Annotated in this window: 15 protein-coding genes; 10 read left to right on the top strand and 5 right to left on the bottom strand. The window is 71.4% G+C overall.

Annotated features, from left to right (window positions below):
• Nucleotides 1-67: 67 nt before the first annotated feature.
• Nucleotides 68-943 carry an A/G-specific adenine glycosylase gene (locus tag ACTWPP_RS14140; RefSeq protein WP_443105104.1) on the bottom strand — a complete coding sequence of 292 codons (876 nt, stop codon included), beginning with the start codon at nt 941-943 and terminating at the stop codon, nt 68-70.
• 126 nt (nt 944-1,069) lie between these two features.
• On the opposite strand from ACTWPP_RS14140, the gene ACTWPP_RS14145 reads away from it, so the two are divergent.
• Nucleotides 1,070-1,681, top strand: a complete 612-nt coding sequence (locus tag ACTWPP_RS14145; RefSeq protein WP_443104693.1) for a hypothetical protein — start codon at nt 1,070-1,072, stop codon at nt 1,679-1,681.
• 50 nt (nt 1,682-1,731) lie between these two features.
• Here the strand turns inward: ACTWPP_RS14145 and disA are convergent, their stop codons facing one another.
• From disA to ACTWPP_RS14165, 4 genes are all read right to left on the bottom strand, one after another.
• A complete protein-coding gene (gene disA, locus ACTWPP_RS14150) occupies nt 1,732-2,814 on the bottom strand; it encodes a DNA integrity scanning diadenylate cyclase DisA (RefSeq protein ID WP_443104694.1) in 1,083 nt (360 codons plus the stop codon).
• A gap of 113 nt (nt 2,815-2,927) precedes the next feature.
• A complete protein-coding gene (locus ACTWPP_RS14155) occupies nt 2,928-4,403 on the bottom strand; it encodes a DNA repair protein RadA (protein ID WP_443104695.1) in 1,476 nt (491 codons plus the stop codon).
• Nucleotides 4,404-4,600: 197 nt separating this feature from the next.
• Nucleotides 4,601-5,740: an alpha/beta fold hydrolase gene (locus ACTWPP_RS14160; RefSeq protein WP_443104696.1), complete on the bottom strand. Its 1,140-nt coding sequence runs from the start codon at nt 5,738-5,740 to the stop codon at nt 4,601-4,603.
• Nucleotides 5,741-5,783: 43 nt separating this feature from the next.
• Nucleotides 5,784-6,494: a class I SAM-dependent methyltransferase gene (locus ACTWPP_RS14165; protein ID WP_443104697.1), complete on the bottom strand. Its 711-nt coding sequence runs from the start codon at nt 6,492-6,494 to the stop codon at nt 5,784-5,786.
• 178 nt (nt 6,495-6,672) lie between these two features.
• Here ACTWPP_RS14165 and ACTWPP_RS14170 point away from each other — a divergent pair, with 178 nt between their 5' ends.
• The 9 genes from ACTWPP_RS14170 (at nt 6,673) to ACTWPP_RS14210 (ending at nt 14,785) form a co-directional block, all read left to right on the top strand.
• Nucleotides 6,673-7,557: a sugar phosphate isomerase/epimerase family protein gene (locus tag ACTWPP_RS14170; RefSeq protein WP_443104698.1), complete on the top strand. Its 885-nt coding sequence runs from the start codon at nt 6,673-6,675 to the stop codon at nt 7,555-7,557.
• An 11-nt stretch (nt 7,558-7,568) separates the two neighbouring features.
• Nucleotides 7,569-8,144, top strand: a complete 576-nt coding sequence (locus tag ACTWPP_RS14175; RefSeq protein ID WP_443104699.1) for a TetR/AcrR family transcriptional regulator — start codon at nt 7,569-7,571, stop codon at nt 8,142-8,144.
• A gap of 105 nt (nt 8,145-8,249) precedes the next feature.
• Nucleotides 8,250-8,960, top strand: coding sequence for an ABC transporter ATP-binding protein (locus ACTWPP_RS14180; protein ID WP_443104700.1), 711 nt, complete (start codon nt 8,250-8,252; stop codon nt 8,958-8,960).
• Nucleotides 8,957-9,691: an ABC transporter permease gene (locus tag ACTWPP_RS14185; RefSeq protein ID WP_443104701.1), complete on the top strand. Its 735-nt coding sequence runs from the start codon at nt 8,957-8,959 to the stop codon at nt 9,689-9,691. Before ACTWPP_RS14180 ends, ACTWPP_RS14185 begins: the two co-directional genes overlap by 4 nt.
• A gap of 112 nt (nt 9,692-9,803) precedes the next feature.
• Nucleotides 9,804-10,991, top strand: coding sequence for an LCP family glycopolymer transferase (locus ACTWPP_RS14190; protein WP_443104702.1), 1,188 nt, complete (start codon nt 9,804-9,806; stop codon nt 10,989-10,991).
• 62 nt (nt 10,992-11,053) lie between these two features.
• On the top strand, nt 11,054-11,974 hold the full coding sequence (locus ACTWPP_RS14195) for a proline dehydrogenase family protein (protein WP_443104703.1): 921 nt from the start codon (nt 11,054-11,056) through the stop codon (nt 11,972-11,974).
• 57 nt (nt 11,975-12,031) lie between these two features.
• Entirely contained in the window at nt 12,032-12,826 is a 795-nt protein-coding gene (proC, locus tag ACTWPP_RS14200) for a pyrroline-5-carboxylate reductase (protein ID WP_443104704.1), read from the top strand.
• Nucleotides 12,827-12,888: 62 nt separating this feature from the next.
• On the top strand, nt 12,889-13,323 hold the full coding sequence (locus tag ACTWPP_RS14205; RefSeq protein WP_443104705.1) for a hypothetical protein: 435 nt from the start codon (nt 12,889-12,891) through the stop codon (nt 13,321-13,323).
• Nucleotides 13,324-13,405: 82 nt separating this feature from the next.
• Complete coding sequence (locus tag ACTWPP_RS14210; RefSeq protein WP_443104706.1) at nt 13,406-14,785, top strand: efflux RND transporter periplasmic adaptor subunit; 1,380 nt, start codon at nt 13,406-13,408, stop codon at nt 14,783-14,785.
• Nucleotides 14,786-14,789 lie beyond the last annotated feature (4 nt).

The following is a 14,789-nucleotide window of genomic DNA, read 5'->3' on the forward strand; positions in this document are numbered from 1 at the left end:
GGGGACGATGTCCATCGGGACGGCGGGAAGCCGATTCCGTGGGCTGTCGTCGCCGTTCGCGCCCGGTTCAGGTGGGGAGGGCGTAGCGGCCGTCGTCGAGGGGGTCGATAAGGCCGTCCGCGATGAGGGCGTCCAGGGCGCGTTCGCGTTGGGGGGCGTCCGACCAGACGACGTCGAGGGCCGGTTTCGCGACCGGGCCTTCGGCGTCCCGGAGGACGGCGAGGATGCGTCCCCGGCACTGGCGGTCGGTGCCCGTGTACGTCTGCCCCCGGCGCGGCGGCCCGTCGTAGGCGGGACGTCCGGCCAGCTGCCACGCGCATTCGCCGGACACCGGGCAGTCGGCGCAGCGGGGAGCGCGGGCGGTGCAGATCAGCGCGCCCAGTTCCATGACGGCGACGGCCCAGCGGGCGGCGGTCGGGGGATCGAGGGGGAGGAGGCCCTCCGCGAGCTTCACCTCCGCCTTCGTCTGCGACCTCGGCGGGTACTCGTCGCCGGACAGGAGGCGGGCCAGGACGCGCCTCACGTTGGTGTCGAGGACGGCGTGGCGCTGCTCGAACGCGAAGCTGGCGACGGCCGCGGCGGTGTAGGCGCCGATGCCGGGGAGCGCCAGGAGGTCCTCATGCGAGGACGGGACCTCGCCGCCGTGCCGCTCGGTGATCGCGCGGGCGCTCTCGTGCAGGCGCAGCGCGCGGCGCGGGTAGCCGAGCCGCCCCCAGGCCCGGACGGCCTCGCCGGACGGTTCGCCGGCCAGCGCGGCCGGTGTGGGCCAGCGGGCCATCCAGGCGTCCCAGACGGGCAGGACGCGGGAGACGGGGGTCTGCTGGAGCATGATCTCGCTGACCAGGACGCCCCACGGGGTCGCGTCCGGCGCACGCCACGGCAGGTCCCGGGCGTTCAGCTCGTACCAGTCAAGGATCGGGGCGGTGTAGGCGGAGTTCGGCATCCGAGCGGAGGTCGTCGATTGATCGGTGGTGGGCGGGGGCTGGAGGACGGGGTTCATGGCGCGCCGCCATTGTGGCACGCGGCGGGTCGTCCCCTCTTTCCGGATCACTGAATGCATACTTAACGTATGGGGGCGAGCACTGAACGTGACCCGGACGGTTCTGGACTCGATCGATACTGGCGGCGCCGTGCCGTCGCCCTGGCCGGTGTGCTCGGCGCGGTCGGCCTGCTGGCCTGGGCGTGCACCGGTGACGCGGACGAGCCGGTCCGGAACGCGGACGCGGGCGAGAGCACGAGCCCCGCGCCGCCGCCGACCGTGATGCCGACTGTCACCGTCACCATGACGACCACGCCGGAGCCGGGACCGGTGGCCGACGGCGGCCCATGCGACGACAAGGACCTCGTCTTCACCATGTCGGCCGCCGGGAGCGCCTTCGCGGGCTCCGACCGGCCCGAGTTCCGGATCACGGTCGTGAACACGGGGAGGGGTTCCTGCAGGTTCGACACGGGTTCGCTGGACGTCCGCATCACGTCGGGCTCGGATCACCTCTGGTCGTCCGCCGAATGCCGTCACGGCGACTCGCCCAAGGAGGACCTCAAGCGGGGCGTCCCGTACGCCGACACCGTCACCTGGGACCGCAGGCGCGGCTGCGACGGCGAGGCCCCGGCCCGTCCCGGTACCTACGTAGCCGACCTAAAGGGCAAGAAGGTCAAAAAGCAGATCTTCCGCCTGCGTTGACCGCCGCGTCGACGGCCCCTGGAAGCGCTCAGGGGCGGATTCGCCGCTCACTAGACATACCGCTCCAGGATCGAGGATTCGGCGAGGCGGGAGAGGCCCTCGCGTACGCTGCGGGCCCGGGATTCGCCGACGCCGCCGACGGCCTGAAGGTCGTCGATGCTGGCGGCCAGGAGCTTCTGCAGGCCGCCGAAGTGCTCGACGAGGCGTTCGATGACCATGCTCGGCAGCCGGGGCACCTTGGCGAGGAGCCGGAACCCCTTGGGGCTGACGGGCAGGTCGAGGGCGTCCGGTCCGGCGAAGCCCATGACCTCGGCGACGGTGGACAGGTCGAGCAGCTCGTTGGCCGACAGCGTGTCCAGGGCCGACAGGATGGCGGCGACGCCGCGGGCGCGGGTGTCGTCGGACGGGTAGTCGCGGACGATCAGCTCCCGGTCGACGTCGACGCCGGAGACGAGCTCGTCGAGCTGGAGGGACAGCAGCCGGCCGTCCGTCCCGAGTTCGACGACGTAGCCCTCGATCTCGTCGGCGATGCGGCGCACCATCTCCAGCCGCTGGACGACGGCGCTGACGTCCCGGACGGTGACGAGGTCCTCGATCTCGAGCGCGGACAGCGTGCCGGACACCTCGTCCAGCCGCAGCTTGTAGCGCTCGAGGGTGGCGAGGGCCTGGTTGGCCTTGGAGAGGATGGCCGCGGAGTCTTCGAGGACGTAGCGGATGCCGTCGAGGTACAGCGCGATGATGTGCATCGACTGGCTGACCGAGATGACCGGGTAGACGGTCTGGCGGGCGACGCGCTCCGCGGTGCGGTGGCGGGTGCCCGACTCCTCGGTGGGGATGGTCGAGTCCGGTACGAGGTGGACCGCGGCGCGGACGATCCGGCTGTGGCTGCCGTCGAGGACGATCGCGCCGTCCATCTTGGCGAGCTCGCGCAGCCGGGTGGCGGAGAACTCGACGTCGAGTTCGAAGCCGCCCGAGCACAGTTCCTCGACGGTCTTGTCGTAGCCGAGCACGATCAGGCCGCCGGTGTGGCCCCGCAGGATCCGCTCGAGTCCGTCGCGGATCTGGGTGCCCGGAGCCACCGCGGCCAACGTGGCGCGGCGTCGTTCGTCATGACCCTTGTCGTGTGATGGCACCTGACCCCCGGAGGTCGCTGGACGGCGTCAGTTTACCGAGGAGGGCCGCGCGCTGGTTCCTCCCCTGGTCGCAAGCGTGGGTCCCATGAAGTAATACTCTGGCGTGACTCGCGTTACGGCGCCGTAAAGGAGACCTGCAGGGCCTGTTTCAGGCTGTCGACCTCCATGACCTTCATGCCCTCGTAGCTGGTGAGCTGCGGATCGGCGCGTTTCAGCGGGGATCCGTCGGCGAGTTCGAGGGAGCCGCGGGGGACGACGGCGTGCTTGAACCCGAGCCGGGCGGCCTCGGCGAGCCGCCGCTGCACGCCGGGCACGACGCGGACCTCGCCCGCGAGGCCGACCTCGCCGAGCGCGATCAGGCTGGTGGACAGCGCCTGCTCGACGGAGGCGCCCGCGACGGCCAGCGCGAGGGCCAGGTCGACGGACGTCTCGGTGAGCCGCACGCCGCCGACCGTGGAGACGTACACGTCCTGCTCGTGCATGGAGATCTTGCAGCGCTGGGCGAGGACGGCGAGGACCATCGCGACGCGGGAGGTGTCCAGCCCCGACGTGGCGCGCCGCGGCGCCGGCAGGTGCGATTTCGCGACGAGCGACTGCACTTCGGCGACGAGGGGGCGGCGGCCCTCCAGGGTGACGGTCACGCAGGTGCCGGGGACGGCCTCGTCCCGCCGGGTGAGGAACAGCCCGCTCGGGTCGGGCAGGCCGACGATGCCGACCTCGGACAGGTCGAAGCAGCCCAGTTCGTCGGTCGGCCCGTACCGGTTCTTCACGGCGCGGATCATGCGGAGCCGCGAGTGCCGGTCGCCTTCGAAGTACAGGACGACGTCGACGAGGTGTTCCAGGAGCCGGGGCCCCGCGATCGCGCCTTCCTTGGTGACGTGGCCGACGAGCACGACGGTGATGCCGCGTTCCTTGGCCACGCGGATGAGGTTGGCGGCGACCTCCCGGATCTGGGTGACGCCGCCCGGGGCGCCGTCCGCCTCGGACGTGCCGATCGTCTGGATGGAGTCGACCACGAGCAGCCCCGGCCGCACGGTTTCGATATGCCCGAGGATGGCGGACAGTTCCGACTCCGCCGCGAGGTAGAGCTTGTCGGTGATCGCCCCGACGCGGTCGGCGCGCAGCCGCACCTGCTCCGCCGACTCCTCGCCCGTCACGTACAGGACATGCCCGTTGTCCGGCTTGTCTGACTTGCCTGGCTTATCCGGGTCGTCCGCCTCGCGGGGCGCGGGAACGTCCGACTGCGTCGATGCCAGCGCGGCGACCTCCAGCAGGAGCGTCGACTTGCCGATGCCCGGCTCGCCCGCCAGCAGCAGCACGGCACCGGGCACGATGCCGCCGCCGAGGACCCGGTCCAACTCGTCCAGGCCGGTGGGCCTCGTCTGCGCGGACCGCACGTCCACCTGCCCGATCGGCCGCGCCGGCGCGCTGACCGGCCCGGCCGACACGACCCGCGCCGGGGTCGCGGACGCCGCCTCGGTGACCGTCCCCCACGTCTGGCACTCGCCGCAGCGCCCCACCCATTTGGACGTCTGCCAGCCGCACTCGGAGCACCGGTAGGTCGCCTTCGCAGTCTTAGCCTTCGCCATGCGCCGAAAGCGTAGAGCCCAGGTCCGACAGCGTCGGTCAAACGACGGCACCTACATCAGCCATGGCCTCGGCCACGCGACGACATGGGCCGTCGCGATCGCGTCCGAAGGCGGTTTCGAGCGGAGCGAAACCGATCGCGCAGCGAGCCTCTGGGCGAGCCGGAGCGATGCAGCGATCGCACGCAGTGGCTTCGGCGTCAGGCCCCCCGGGACCTGGCGCCGAAGACACTGCCGTTGGCCCGCGCGCGTTCGACGAGGTCGCCGAGGTGGTCGGAGACGGTGCCGGGGCGTTCCATCATGGCCATGTGGCCGGCGGACGGGACGACCTCCAGCCGGGCGCCGGGGACGCAGCCGGCGATCTTGAGGCTGTGCTCGACGGGGGTGAGCATGTCGTTCTCCGCGCCGATGACCAGGTTCTCGGCCCCGGTGAGGGACGCGCAGTCGCTGATCAGGTCAGTGGTGATCATGGAGCGGAGGTAGTCGACGAAGGCGTCCATCCGGGTCTCGGTCATCATCTGCTCGGCGAACGCGACGGCCGCCGGGCTGGCGTCGGGGCCGAAGGCGACCAGGTCCTCGATGAGGGTGGCGGAGTCGCGGCCGAGGTGGCGGACCTTCTCGATGGCGCCGGAGCCCGCGCCCAGGGCGCCGAGGGCGCGGGGGAGGACGCGGTGGCCGGTGCGCGCGAGGAGGGCGGGCATGCCGAGGGTGACCTCGCCGAAGCCTCCGGACGAGGTGCAGAGCAGCGCGGTGGCGACGATCTTGCGGCCGGCCAGATCGGGGTGCTCGTCGGCATAGCGCATGATCGTCATGCCGCCCATGGAGTGGCCGACGAGGACGACGGGCGTGTCCGCGGGGACGGTCGCGTCGATGACGGCGGCGAGGTCGGCGGCGAGGCGGGGGATCGCGTAGCCGTCGCGGGCGCCGCCGTCGGAGCGGCCGTGGCCGCGGTGGTCCCAGAACACGAGGCGTCCGAGGCCGCGCAGGGCCTTGCGCTGGAAGTGCCAGGAGTCCTGGGTGAGCGTCCAGCCGTGGCAGAACACGACGGCGAGGTCGGTGCGGTCGTCGCCGTCGATCTCGGCGTACAGGCGGGTGCCGTCGTCGGCGCGGACGGGGACGGGGCGGCCGCGCAGGGACCCGAACGGCTCACCGGCGTAGGGGTCGGGGCGCAGTTGCAGGCGCCGCATGGCGCGGCGCTGGACGGCGAGCCCGGCTCCGGCGCCGGCCGCGCCGAGCGCCGTGGCGGCCAGGACGCCGCGCAGGCCGCCCCGGGTGGCGCCCCGGCCCCGGGAGGCCGTTCCTTCGAGAGCGACGCGGCTCGTCCTGGTGGCACGGCCCATGGTCCGCTCCTCCGTTCCGGCAATGACCGACCAGTCAGTAACTTCAGGGGCAACGCCACCACAAATTAACGGCATAGTCCACCTCAAGAGGCGCCTCCCTTGCGTCCTGCTCGCGCAGGCAGGCGTCGGCGACGTCGGGTGGGAACTCGATCCGCAGGACGGCCGCGAGGTCGTCCCGGCTCTGGAACGACCACCGGATCATCAGGGGTTCGCGGGCGAAGCCGCGCCGCGTCCAGAACCGCTCCACGGCGTCGGGGTCGTACTTCGGCAGGCTCCGCCTGAACCAGCGGCCGAACGTGGATCGCGTGGCGTCGTTGTCGATGATGAAGATCGCGCCGCCGCGCCGGACGACCCGGTCGAGTTCGGCGAGGCCCGGTTCGCATCCCGGGCCGAAGAAGTACGCCCAGCGGACGTGGACGACGTCGACCGAGGCGTCCGGGAGCGGCAACGCCTGGGCGGTGCCCACACGAACGGTGACGCCGGGCAGGTCCCGCGTCCGGCGCGCGGCCGCCGAGGCCAGGCCCGCGTGCGGCTCCACGCCGATCACCCGGTTCGCGTCCTCGGCGAAGAACGGCAGGTGGAAGCCGGTGCCGCAGCCGAGGTCCAGGACGTCGGCCCCTTTCCACGGGCGGATGGCGCGCATCGCCTCCGCGAGGACGCCATCGGGGTCGACGGCACGGTTCTCCAGCTCGTAGATCTGGGGCGAGTTCCAGATGTTGGGGCTCGGCACGGCGCCCCGGGCGATCTCGGCCACGGGAACATAGGGTAGCCACTAGCCGTCACCACGGGCCCCGGCGGAGCGGTCAGGGGCGCGCAGAGCAAGCAGGATCACGTGGGGCGAGGGTTTCATCACCGGCGGGGCCGCATAGGCTTTCCCTTGCGTACATCGCCCCTATGAACATCACCGAGCGACCATTCCTGGCGAGGAAGCCTTGACTCCGCAGCACAACGGCGTCTCATCACCGGCCCTCCGCGTACCGGACGCGCCGATCACACTCTCCACCGCGTCGGTGTACCCGGAGAAGGTACCGAGCGCGTTCGAGATCGCCGCCCTGCTGGGTTACGACGGCATCGAGGTCATGGTCTCCATGGACGCCTCGTCCCAGGACCTGAACGTCCTGCGCCGGCTGTCGGACTACCACCAGGTCCCCATCAAGTCGATCCATGCGCCCTGCCTGCTGCTCACCCAGCGGGTCTGGGGACGTGAGCCCTGGGGAAAGCTGGTGCGCTCCAAGGAGGTCGCGGAGGAACTGGGCGCGGAGGTCATCGTCGTCCATCCGCCGTTCCGGTGGCAGCGCGACTACGCCAAGGAGTTCGTCGAAGGCCTCGCCCGCATGCAGGAAGAGACGGACGTGCTGTTCGCGGTCGAGAACATGTTCCCGCTCAAGGCGCGCGGCGCCGAAGCGGGCATGTACCTGCCCGACTGGAATCCCGTCGACCAGGATTTCCCGTATGTGACGATCGACCTGTCGCACACCGCCGTCTCCGGATCCGACGCCCTCGAAATGGCGGGAAGCCTGGGGGATCGCCTGCGGCACATCCACCTCGCCGACGGCATAGGCATCACCAACAAGGACGAGCATCTCGTGCCCGGCCGGGGGAACCAGCCGTGCGGGACGCTGCTGGAGAACCTCGCCGAGGACGGCTTCCGCGGGCACATCGTCCTGGAGATCAATACGCGCCGCGCGTCCACCCGGGTCGAGCGGATGGAGGATCTCGCCGAGGCGCTGGCGTTCGCCCGCCTGCACCTCGCCGCCGCGCCCCACACCTGGGAGGTCACCTCGGCCGGAGAGGTCACCCGCCGGGGCGTGAGGTGACCGGACCGGGCGTGTCGCGGGGCCCGGGGCGGCGTCCCGGCCCGACGGAGACGCGCGAGAAGATCCTCGCCGAGGCGCGCGACCTGTTCGCCGAGAAGGGCTACGACGGCGCTTCGCTGCGCGCCATCGCCCGCGCCGCCGGGGTCGACCCCGCGCTCGTCCACCACTTCTTCGGCAACAAGGAGGGCGTGTTCATCGAGGCGATGCGCTTTCCGCTGGACCCGTCCGTCCTGCTGCCGCGCATCATGTCCTTCCCCAGGGAGCGGCTCGGCGAGCTGATGGTCCGCACGTTCCTCGACGTGTGGCGGGACGAAGAGCGCCGCGCGCCGTTGCTCGGCATGCTCCGTTCGGCGATGACGAACGAGCGGGCGGCGACGCTGATGCGCGAGTTCATCGCGTCCGCCGTGTTCGGACGGGCCAAGCAGGCCACGGAGGCCCCGTCGCTGGCCATCCAGGCGGCGGCCGGGCAGATGATCGGCCTGATGATCCTGCGCTATGTGCTGCGCATCGAGCCGATGGCCTCCGCCTCCGAAGAGGAACTGATCGAGCTGGTCGCCCCGACCCTTCAGCGCTACCTCACCTCCTGAGCTTCCTGAACCTCCCGCGCTTCCCGACCGGAAAGACCCCGCTGCCCCCTTGACCGGACACCCGTGTCCGCTTAAATTCAACACATGATGAGTTCTAGTCCGGCGGTGAGCGTGCGGGACCTGCGGGTCGTACGCGGCCGCCGAGAGGTGCTGCACGGGCTCACCTTCGACGTGCCGCGCGGCTCGATCGTGGGACTGCTCGGCCCGAGCGGCTGCGGGAAGACCACCCTGATGAGGGCGCTGGTCGGCGTCCAGATCGTCGAAAGCGGCACGGTGACCGTCCTGGGCGACGACGCGGGATCGGCCGGCCTGCGGCGGCGCATCGGCTACTCGACGCAGACGCCGGCCGTGTACGCCGACCTGACCGTCACCGAGAACCTGCGCTACTTCGCGTCCGTCCTGGGCGCGCCGCGCACCGACGTGGGCCGCGTCATCGACGAGGTCGGGCTCGGGTCGAGCCGCGACCAGACGGCCGCGACGCTGTCCGGCGGGCAGCTCAGCCGCACCAACCTCGCCGTCGCGCTGCTCGGCGCCCCCGAAATCCTCGTCCTGGACGAGCCGACCGTGGGCCTCGACCCGGTACTGCGCCAGGAGCTGTGGGAACTGTTCCGCGAACTGGCCGACGAAGGCGCGACGCTCGTCGTGTCCAGCCACGTCATGGACGAGGCCGGCCGCACCGACCGGCTCCTCCTCATGCGCGAGGGCCGCATCCTCGCCGACGGCACACCGGACGGCCTGCGCTCCCGCACCGGCAGGTCCGACCTCGAAGAAGCGTTCCTCCACCTCATCGCCGAGAAGGCGGGGACCCCCACATGAGTCTCGCGATCACGTTCGCCACGATGCGGCGCATCCTGGCGCAGCTCAAACACGACCACCGCACCCTCGGCCTGCTGATCGGCGTGCCGGCCCTGCTGATGATCCTGCTGCGGTACGTGTTCGACGACCCGCGGCGCTTCGACGAGATCGGGCCCATGCTGCTCGGCCTGTTCCCGTTCATCGTCATGTTCGTCGTGACCAGCGTCGCCACGCTCCGCGAGCGGACGAGCGGCACCCTGGAACGGCTGATGACGATGCCGCTCGGCAAACTCGACCTGCTGCTCGGTTACGCCCTCGCGTTCGGCCTGATCGCACTGGTGCAGGTCGGCGTCGTGCTGGTGATCTCGCTGACGTGGCTCGGCCTCGACCTGAACGGCTCGCTCGGCTCGCTGGTCCTGGTCTCCCTGCTGGACGCGCTCCTCGGCATGTCGCTCGGCCTGTTCGCCAGCGCGTTCGCCAGGACGGAGTTCCAGGCCGTCCAGTTCATGCCCGCGTTCGTCCTGCCGCAGCTGCTGCTGTGCGGGCTGATCATCCCCCGCGAGGGCATGGCGTCGTGGCTGCAGGCGATCTCCGACGTCCTGCCGCTCTCCTACGCGGTCGAAGGCATGCGGGAGATCAGCCTCAGCGCCGAGTTCACCACCACCCTCACGCTGGACGTCACCGTCATCGCCGCCTTCACCGTGGTCTCCCTCCTCCTGGGCGCCGTGACCCTCCGCCGCCGAACTCCGTGACCAGGACCCTGGGGGCGGGTTGGGGTTTACCGGCCGCGTGGGGCTCGCCTGAACCGGACACCTGGGGTGAAGCGGGCCGTCCCGCTCCGGGCCGGCTGGTAGCTTCGGCGCCATGACCGCCCGAGATCTTCCCGGCCCGTCCGCGCCGGAGCAGCCCGGTGAGGTTCCGCGGCCGGCCGCGGGCCCCGACGGTCCCGAGCCCGCGCATGCCCCGCAGGGCCCCGGCGACGCCGGCGGGCCGTCGGAGGACGCGGCGTTCTGGGGGGACGGGGCCGGTGCCGGTCCGCGCAAGCGCCGGTGGCCGAGGGTCCTGATCGCGGTCGGGGTGTTCATGGCCCTGGTCGTGGCGGGGCTCGGCGGGCTGGTGTGGCAGCGGCAGTCGTCCTACAACGGCAACATCGACCGGATCGAAGGCGTCATGCCGGACGACGGGTCGAGCAGGCCGGGCCCGAACGTGGAGGGGACCGAGAACTGGCTGCTCGTCGGGTCGGACTCCCGGGCGGGGAGCGCCACGACCGGGGAGGGCAACGACGTCTGGAAGCCCGGCCGGCAGCGCACCGACACGATCATGCTGCTGCATCTGCCGGCGGACCGGAAGAAGGCCTACATCGTCTCGTTCCCGCGCGACGCGTGGGTCGAGGTCCCCGGCTACGGCAACCAGAAGATCAACGCGGCGTTCTCGTACGGCGGGCCGAAGCTGCTGATCGCGACCGTCGAGAACCTCACCGGCATCCGGGTCGACCACTACGGCGCGATCGACTTCGAGGGGTTCAAGACGATGACGGACGCGCTCGGCGGCGTCACCGTCAACATCAAGCAGAGCGTGTACGACCCGGCCCGCAAGAAGCAGTGGACGGCGGGGAGCCAGAAGCTGAACGGCGAGGAGGCGCTGCTGTTCGTCCGGCAGCGCTACAACCTGCCGAACGGCGACTTCGACCGGATCAAGCGGCAGCAGGCGTTCCTCGGCGCCCTCGCCAAGCAGGCCGCGGACCGCGGGACGCTCACCAACCCGCTGAAGCTCGACCGGTTCCTGTCGGCGCTCACCAAGGCGATCAGCGTCGACGCGGGGGTGTCGGCGGGTGACCTGCGCTCGCTCGCGCTGAGCATGCGGGACGTCCGGGCGTCGGATGTGATGTTCATGACGACGCCGCACAAGGGGACCGGCAGGCGCGGCAAGCAGAGCGTCGTGTTCCTGGACGCGGCGAAGGCGAAGGCGCTGTTCGAAGCGGTCAAGACCGCCAGGATGGCCGAGTACGCCAAGCGGCACGGCGGCGGCGACAGCCTCGGCACCGTCTCGTGATCGTGAGTCTCGACCGGGCATAACCTGGTCGGAGATGTCGGGGTCGACAAGGGGTTCGCACAGTGCTTCGTCAGGCGTTGCTCGTCGCGTCGCGCAGTGGCGGCGCGCGCTGGTTCGTGGAGACCGCGCCGTTCAGCGGTGATGTCGTCCGCCGGTTCATCGCGGGTGAGACGATCGAGGACGCGGCGCGCGTCACCGGTGAGCTGACCGGTGAGGGGTTGCTCGTCACCTTGGACGTCCTGGGTGAGGACACCGACGACAAGGAGCAGGCCGAGGCGAACGTCCAGCATTACATCGAGCTTCTGCAGCGGCTCGGCGTCGCCGGTCTCGGTGCACGGGCGGAAGTGTCCTTGAAGCTCTCCGCCATCGGGCAGACCTTCGACGAGGACCTCGCGCTGAGCAACGCGCGCCGGATCTGCACGGCCGCCCGTTCCGCCGGTACGACGGTCACTCTCGACATGGAGGAGCACACGACCGTCGACTCGACCCTGGGGATCGTGCACGAACTGCGGCGCGACTTCCCCGATGTCGGGGCCGTCATCCAGTCGTATCTGCGCCGGGCAGAGGAGCATTGCGCGGAACTCGCCTACGAGGGCTCGCGAGTCAGGCTGTGCAAGGGCGCCTACGCCGCCCCCGCGGCGGTGGCCTTCACCGACAAGGAAGAGATCGACAGGTCCTACGTGCGGTGCATGAAGGTGCTGATGGCCGGTGGGGGCTACCCGATGCTGGCCACGCACGACCCGCGGCTCATCGAGATCGCGGGCGCGCTGGCGGTGCTGCACGAGCGGGACGCCGGGTCGTTCGAGTACCAGATGCTTTACGGGGTCCGTCCGCAGGAGCAGCGGCGGCTCGCGGCGCATGGCGCGCAGGTCCGCGTGTACGTCGCCTACGGCCGGGAGTGGTTTCCGTACTTCATGCGCCGCCTGGCGGAGAGGCCCGCCAACCTGCGCCTCTTCATGCGCTCCTTGGCCGGGCGATCCTGACCCGGGGCGCGGCTATAGGCTGGACCGGTCGTTGAAACCCCACGTCAAGGTATGCCGATGATCGCGATTCTGGGTGCCGGGAAGATGGGCGAGGCGCTGCTGTCCGGGGTTCTCCGGGCCGGCCGCCGTCCGTCCGAGCTGATGGCCACCGTGCGCCGTGAGGAGCGCGGGGCGCTGCTGCGGGAGCGGTACGGCATCGAGATCGTGTCGAACGCGGAGGCCGCCGCGAAGGCCGGGACGCTGATCCTCGCGGTCAAGCCGCAGGACATGGGCGTCCTGCTGGACGAGGTCGGGCCGCACGTCCCGTCCGGCCGGCTGGTGATCTCGATGGCGGCGGGCATCACGACGGGATTCGTCCAGGAGCGGCTGCCGGACGGCGTCCCCGTGGTCCGCGTCATGTCGAACACGCCCGTCCATGTGGACGAGGCGATGAGCGTGATCTCGCCCGGGTCGCACGCCGGTGAGGAGCACCTCAAGCTGGCCGAGGAACTGCTGACGCCGGTCGGGAAGGTGCTGCGCATCCCCGAGTCGCTCCAGGACGGCGCGACGGCACTGTCCGGCAGCGGCCCCGCCTACTTCTACTACCTCGTCGAGGCGATGGTGGACGCGGGCATCCTGCTCGGCATGCCCCGTGCCGCCGCGCTGGAGATGGTCATCCAGTCGGCCGTGGGCGCCGCGGTGATGCTCCGCGACTCCGGTGAGCATCCGGTGCTGCTGCGCGAGGCCGTCACGTCCCCCGGCGGGACGACGATCTCGGCGATCCGCGAGCTGGAGCGGCACGGCGTCCGCGCGGCGGTGCTGGAGGCCATCGAGGCCGCCCGCAACCGCGGCCGTGAGCTGGCGAGCGGCTGAACCTCCGGAAGTTCATCTTTGAACATTGAGCCGATCAGGGGGTTTCCCCCGTGTTAGGAAGTATGGGACTCATACTCCGCCTGCTCGTCGCCGCCGGACTGGCGGCCGACGCCTACGTGCACTGGGTGTTCGCGCCCGACATGGCCTTCGTGGAGGGCGGCGCCATCGGCGGCGATCTGCTCTTCCGCATCCAAGCCGCGGTCGCCGGGGTCGTCGCCGTCGTGGTCCTCACCTACGCGTCCCGCTGGGCGTACGCGCTGGCGTTCCTCGTCGCGGCCAGCGCGGTCGGCGCGATCGTGCTCTACTACTACGTCGACGTGGGCGCGCTCGGCCCGCTGCCCGACATGTACGAGCCGGTCTGGTACGCCGAGAAGACGATCAGCGTGGTCGGTGAGGGCATCGCGGCGCTCGCCGCCCTTGCCGGGTTCTTCGTCGCGGGTCGCGGAAGACGCGAGGACGCCGAGGCCCTGGAACGCGAACCCGCGGGTCACATCTGACCCAACGGCAAGATTGGCCTCATTGGGCCGTTTGCCGGGCAAATCCCCCCGGTTCGGCCGGTGCCGCGCCTACGATGCCTGCGTGGCCTCCCGGCTCCGCCCACGCGGCGGACATCACGTCCCCGTGCTGGTGGCCGGTGCCCTGTTCGCGGGCGGTCTCAGCGCGTGCACCGGAGGCGGCGAGGACGGGACGGTCCGGCTCGGCGGCGTCGAGCGGGCCGACGTGTCCGAGGTCGTGGAGGCGCCCGCCACCGTGTCCGCCCGCGCCACCGCGGTGCTCCGCTCACCCGCAGAGGGGACGATCAAGCGCCTGCGCGTGGCGGACGGCGACCGGGTGCGCGAGGGCGACGTCCTGGCGAGGATCGCGTCGCCCGCGGCACGCGAGCAGCTCGCGCAGGCCCGCGAGGCCGACCGGTCCGTGTCCGCCGGGCGTGCGAGCGTGCCCGCCGGCCTCGACATCTCCGAGTTCCAGCGCAGGACGGACCGGGACGCCCGTGACGGGTTCGCCGCCGCCCGCAAGATCGCGCTCAAGATCGCGGATCCGAAGCAGCGCGCCCTCGTTCTCGCCGGGATCACCCGCGCGCAGGCGCAGTACCGGACGGCGTCCGCGACGGCGCGCAGCGCGGTGGCCAGGCTGAACGCGGGGCTCGGCAGCGTCGGCGCGACGATCTCGTCGATCACCGCCGCGCAGCGCGTGCAGACGCGGGCGGCGGTCCGGGCCGCCGAACGCACGGTGGAAGCGCTGACGATCAGGGCGCCGTTCGACGGCGTCGTCGGGCTCGGCGGGCCCGCCGGCGGCACACCGGGCCTCGGCGACGTCGTCGATCGGCTCCCGCAGGAGCTCCGGTCCCAGGGCGGTGGCGGCCTGGCGGGCCTGGGGAGTCTCGGCGGCGGCGGGGCCAAGGACGCCTCGGCCATCGCCACGGGCGCCCCGATCGCCGGCGGCGACGCGGTCATCACGGTCACGGACGTCTCGAAGCTCTCCCTCAGCGCCGACGTGGACGAGACGGACGTTCTCCAGGTCGAGAAGGGCGTCCAGGCCGATGTCGAGTTCGACGCCGTCCAGGGAGGCTCGTACAAGGCTGAGGTGACCGGGATCGGCGTCACGCCCAAGGAGTCCAATGGCGGCGGCGTCACCTACAAGGTCACCCTCTCGCTCGGACACGGAACCCTCTCGGGCGGCGCGACGGCTCCGCGACCGAAGCCGGGCATGAGCGCGGTGGTCAGGTTGCGGGTCCGTGATGTGCGGAACGTGTTGTCGGTGCCGTCCTCCGCCATCGTCAGCAGCGGACGCGAATCGGTCGTCTGGGTGGTGTCCGGGGGACGCGCCGAACGTCGCGTGGTCGGCCTGGGCGCACAGGGGGACACGACCGTCCAGGTCACGCGTGGCCTGCAGGAAGGGGACCGGATCGTCGTCCGCGGTGCCGACTCCGTCGAGCAGGGGCAGGAGCTGAGCCCGTGACCCC

Source organism: Actinomadura sp. 3N407 (assembly GCF_052245875.1).
In the GTDB taxonomy this organism is placed as follows: Bacteria; Actinomycetota; Actinomycetes; order Streptosporangiales; family Streptosporangiaceae; genus Spirillospora.

Coding starts and splice junctions, on each gene's coding strand:
- ACTWPP_RS14140 (WP_443105104.1), bottom strand. CDS start 943: ATGCCGAACTCCGCCTACACCGCCCCGATCCTTGACTGGTACGAGCTG.
- ACTWPP_RS14145 (WP_443104693.1), top strand. CDS start 1,070: ATGGGGGCGAGCACTGAACGTGACCCGGACGGTTCTGGACTCGATCGA.
- ACTWPP_RS14155 (WP_443104695.1), bottom strand. CDS start 4,403: ATGGCGAAGGCTAAGACTGCGAAGGCGACCTACCGGTGCTCCGAGTGC.
- ACTWPP_RS14160 (WP_443104696.1), bottom strand. CDS start 5,740: ATGGGCCGTGCCACCAGGACGAGCCGCGTCGCTCTCGAAGGAACGGCC.
- ACTWPP_RS14185 (WP_443104701.1), top strand. CDS start 8,957: ATGAGTCTCGCGATCACGTTCGCCACGATGCGGCGCATCCTGGCGCAG.
- ACTWPP_RS14190 (WP_443104702.1), top strand. CDS start 9,804: ATGACCGCCCGAGATCTTCCCGGCCCGTCCGCGCCGGAGCAGCCCGGT.
- proC (WP_443104704.1), top strand. CDS start 12,032: ATGATCGCGATTCTGGGTGCCGGGAAGATGGGCGAGGCGCTGCTGTCC.
- ACTWPP_RS14205 (WP_443104705.1), top strand. CDS start 12,889: ATGGGACTCATACTCCGCCTGCTCGTCGCCGCCGGACTGGCGGCCGAC.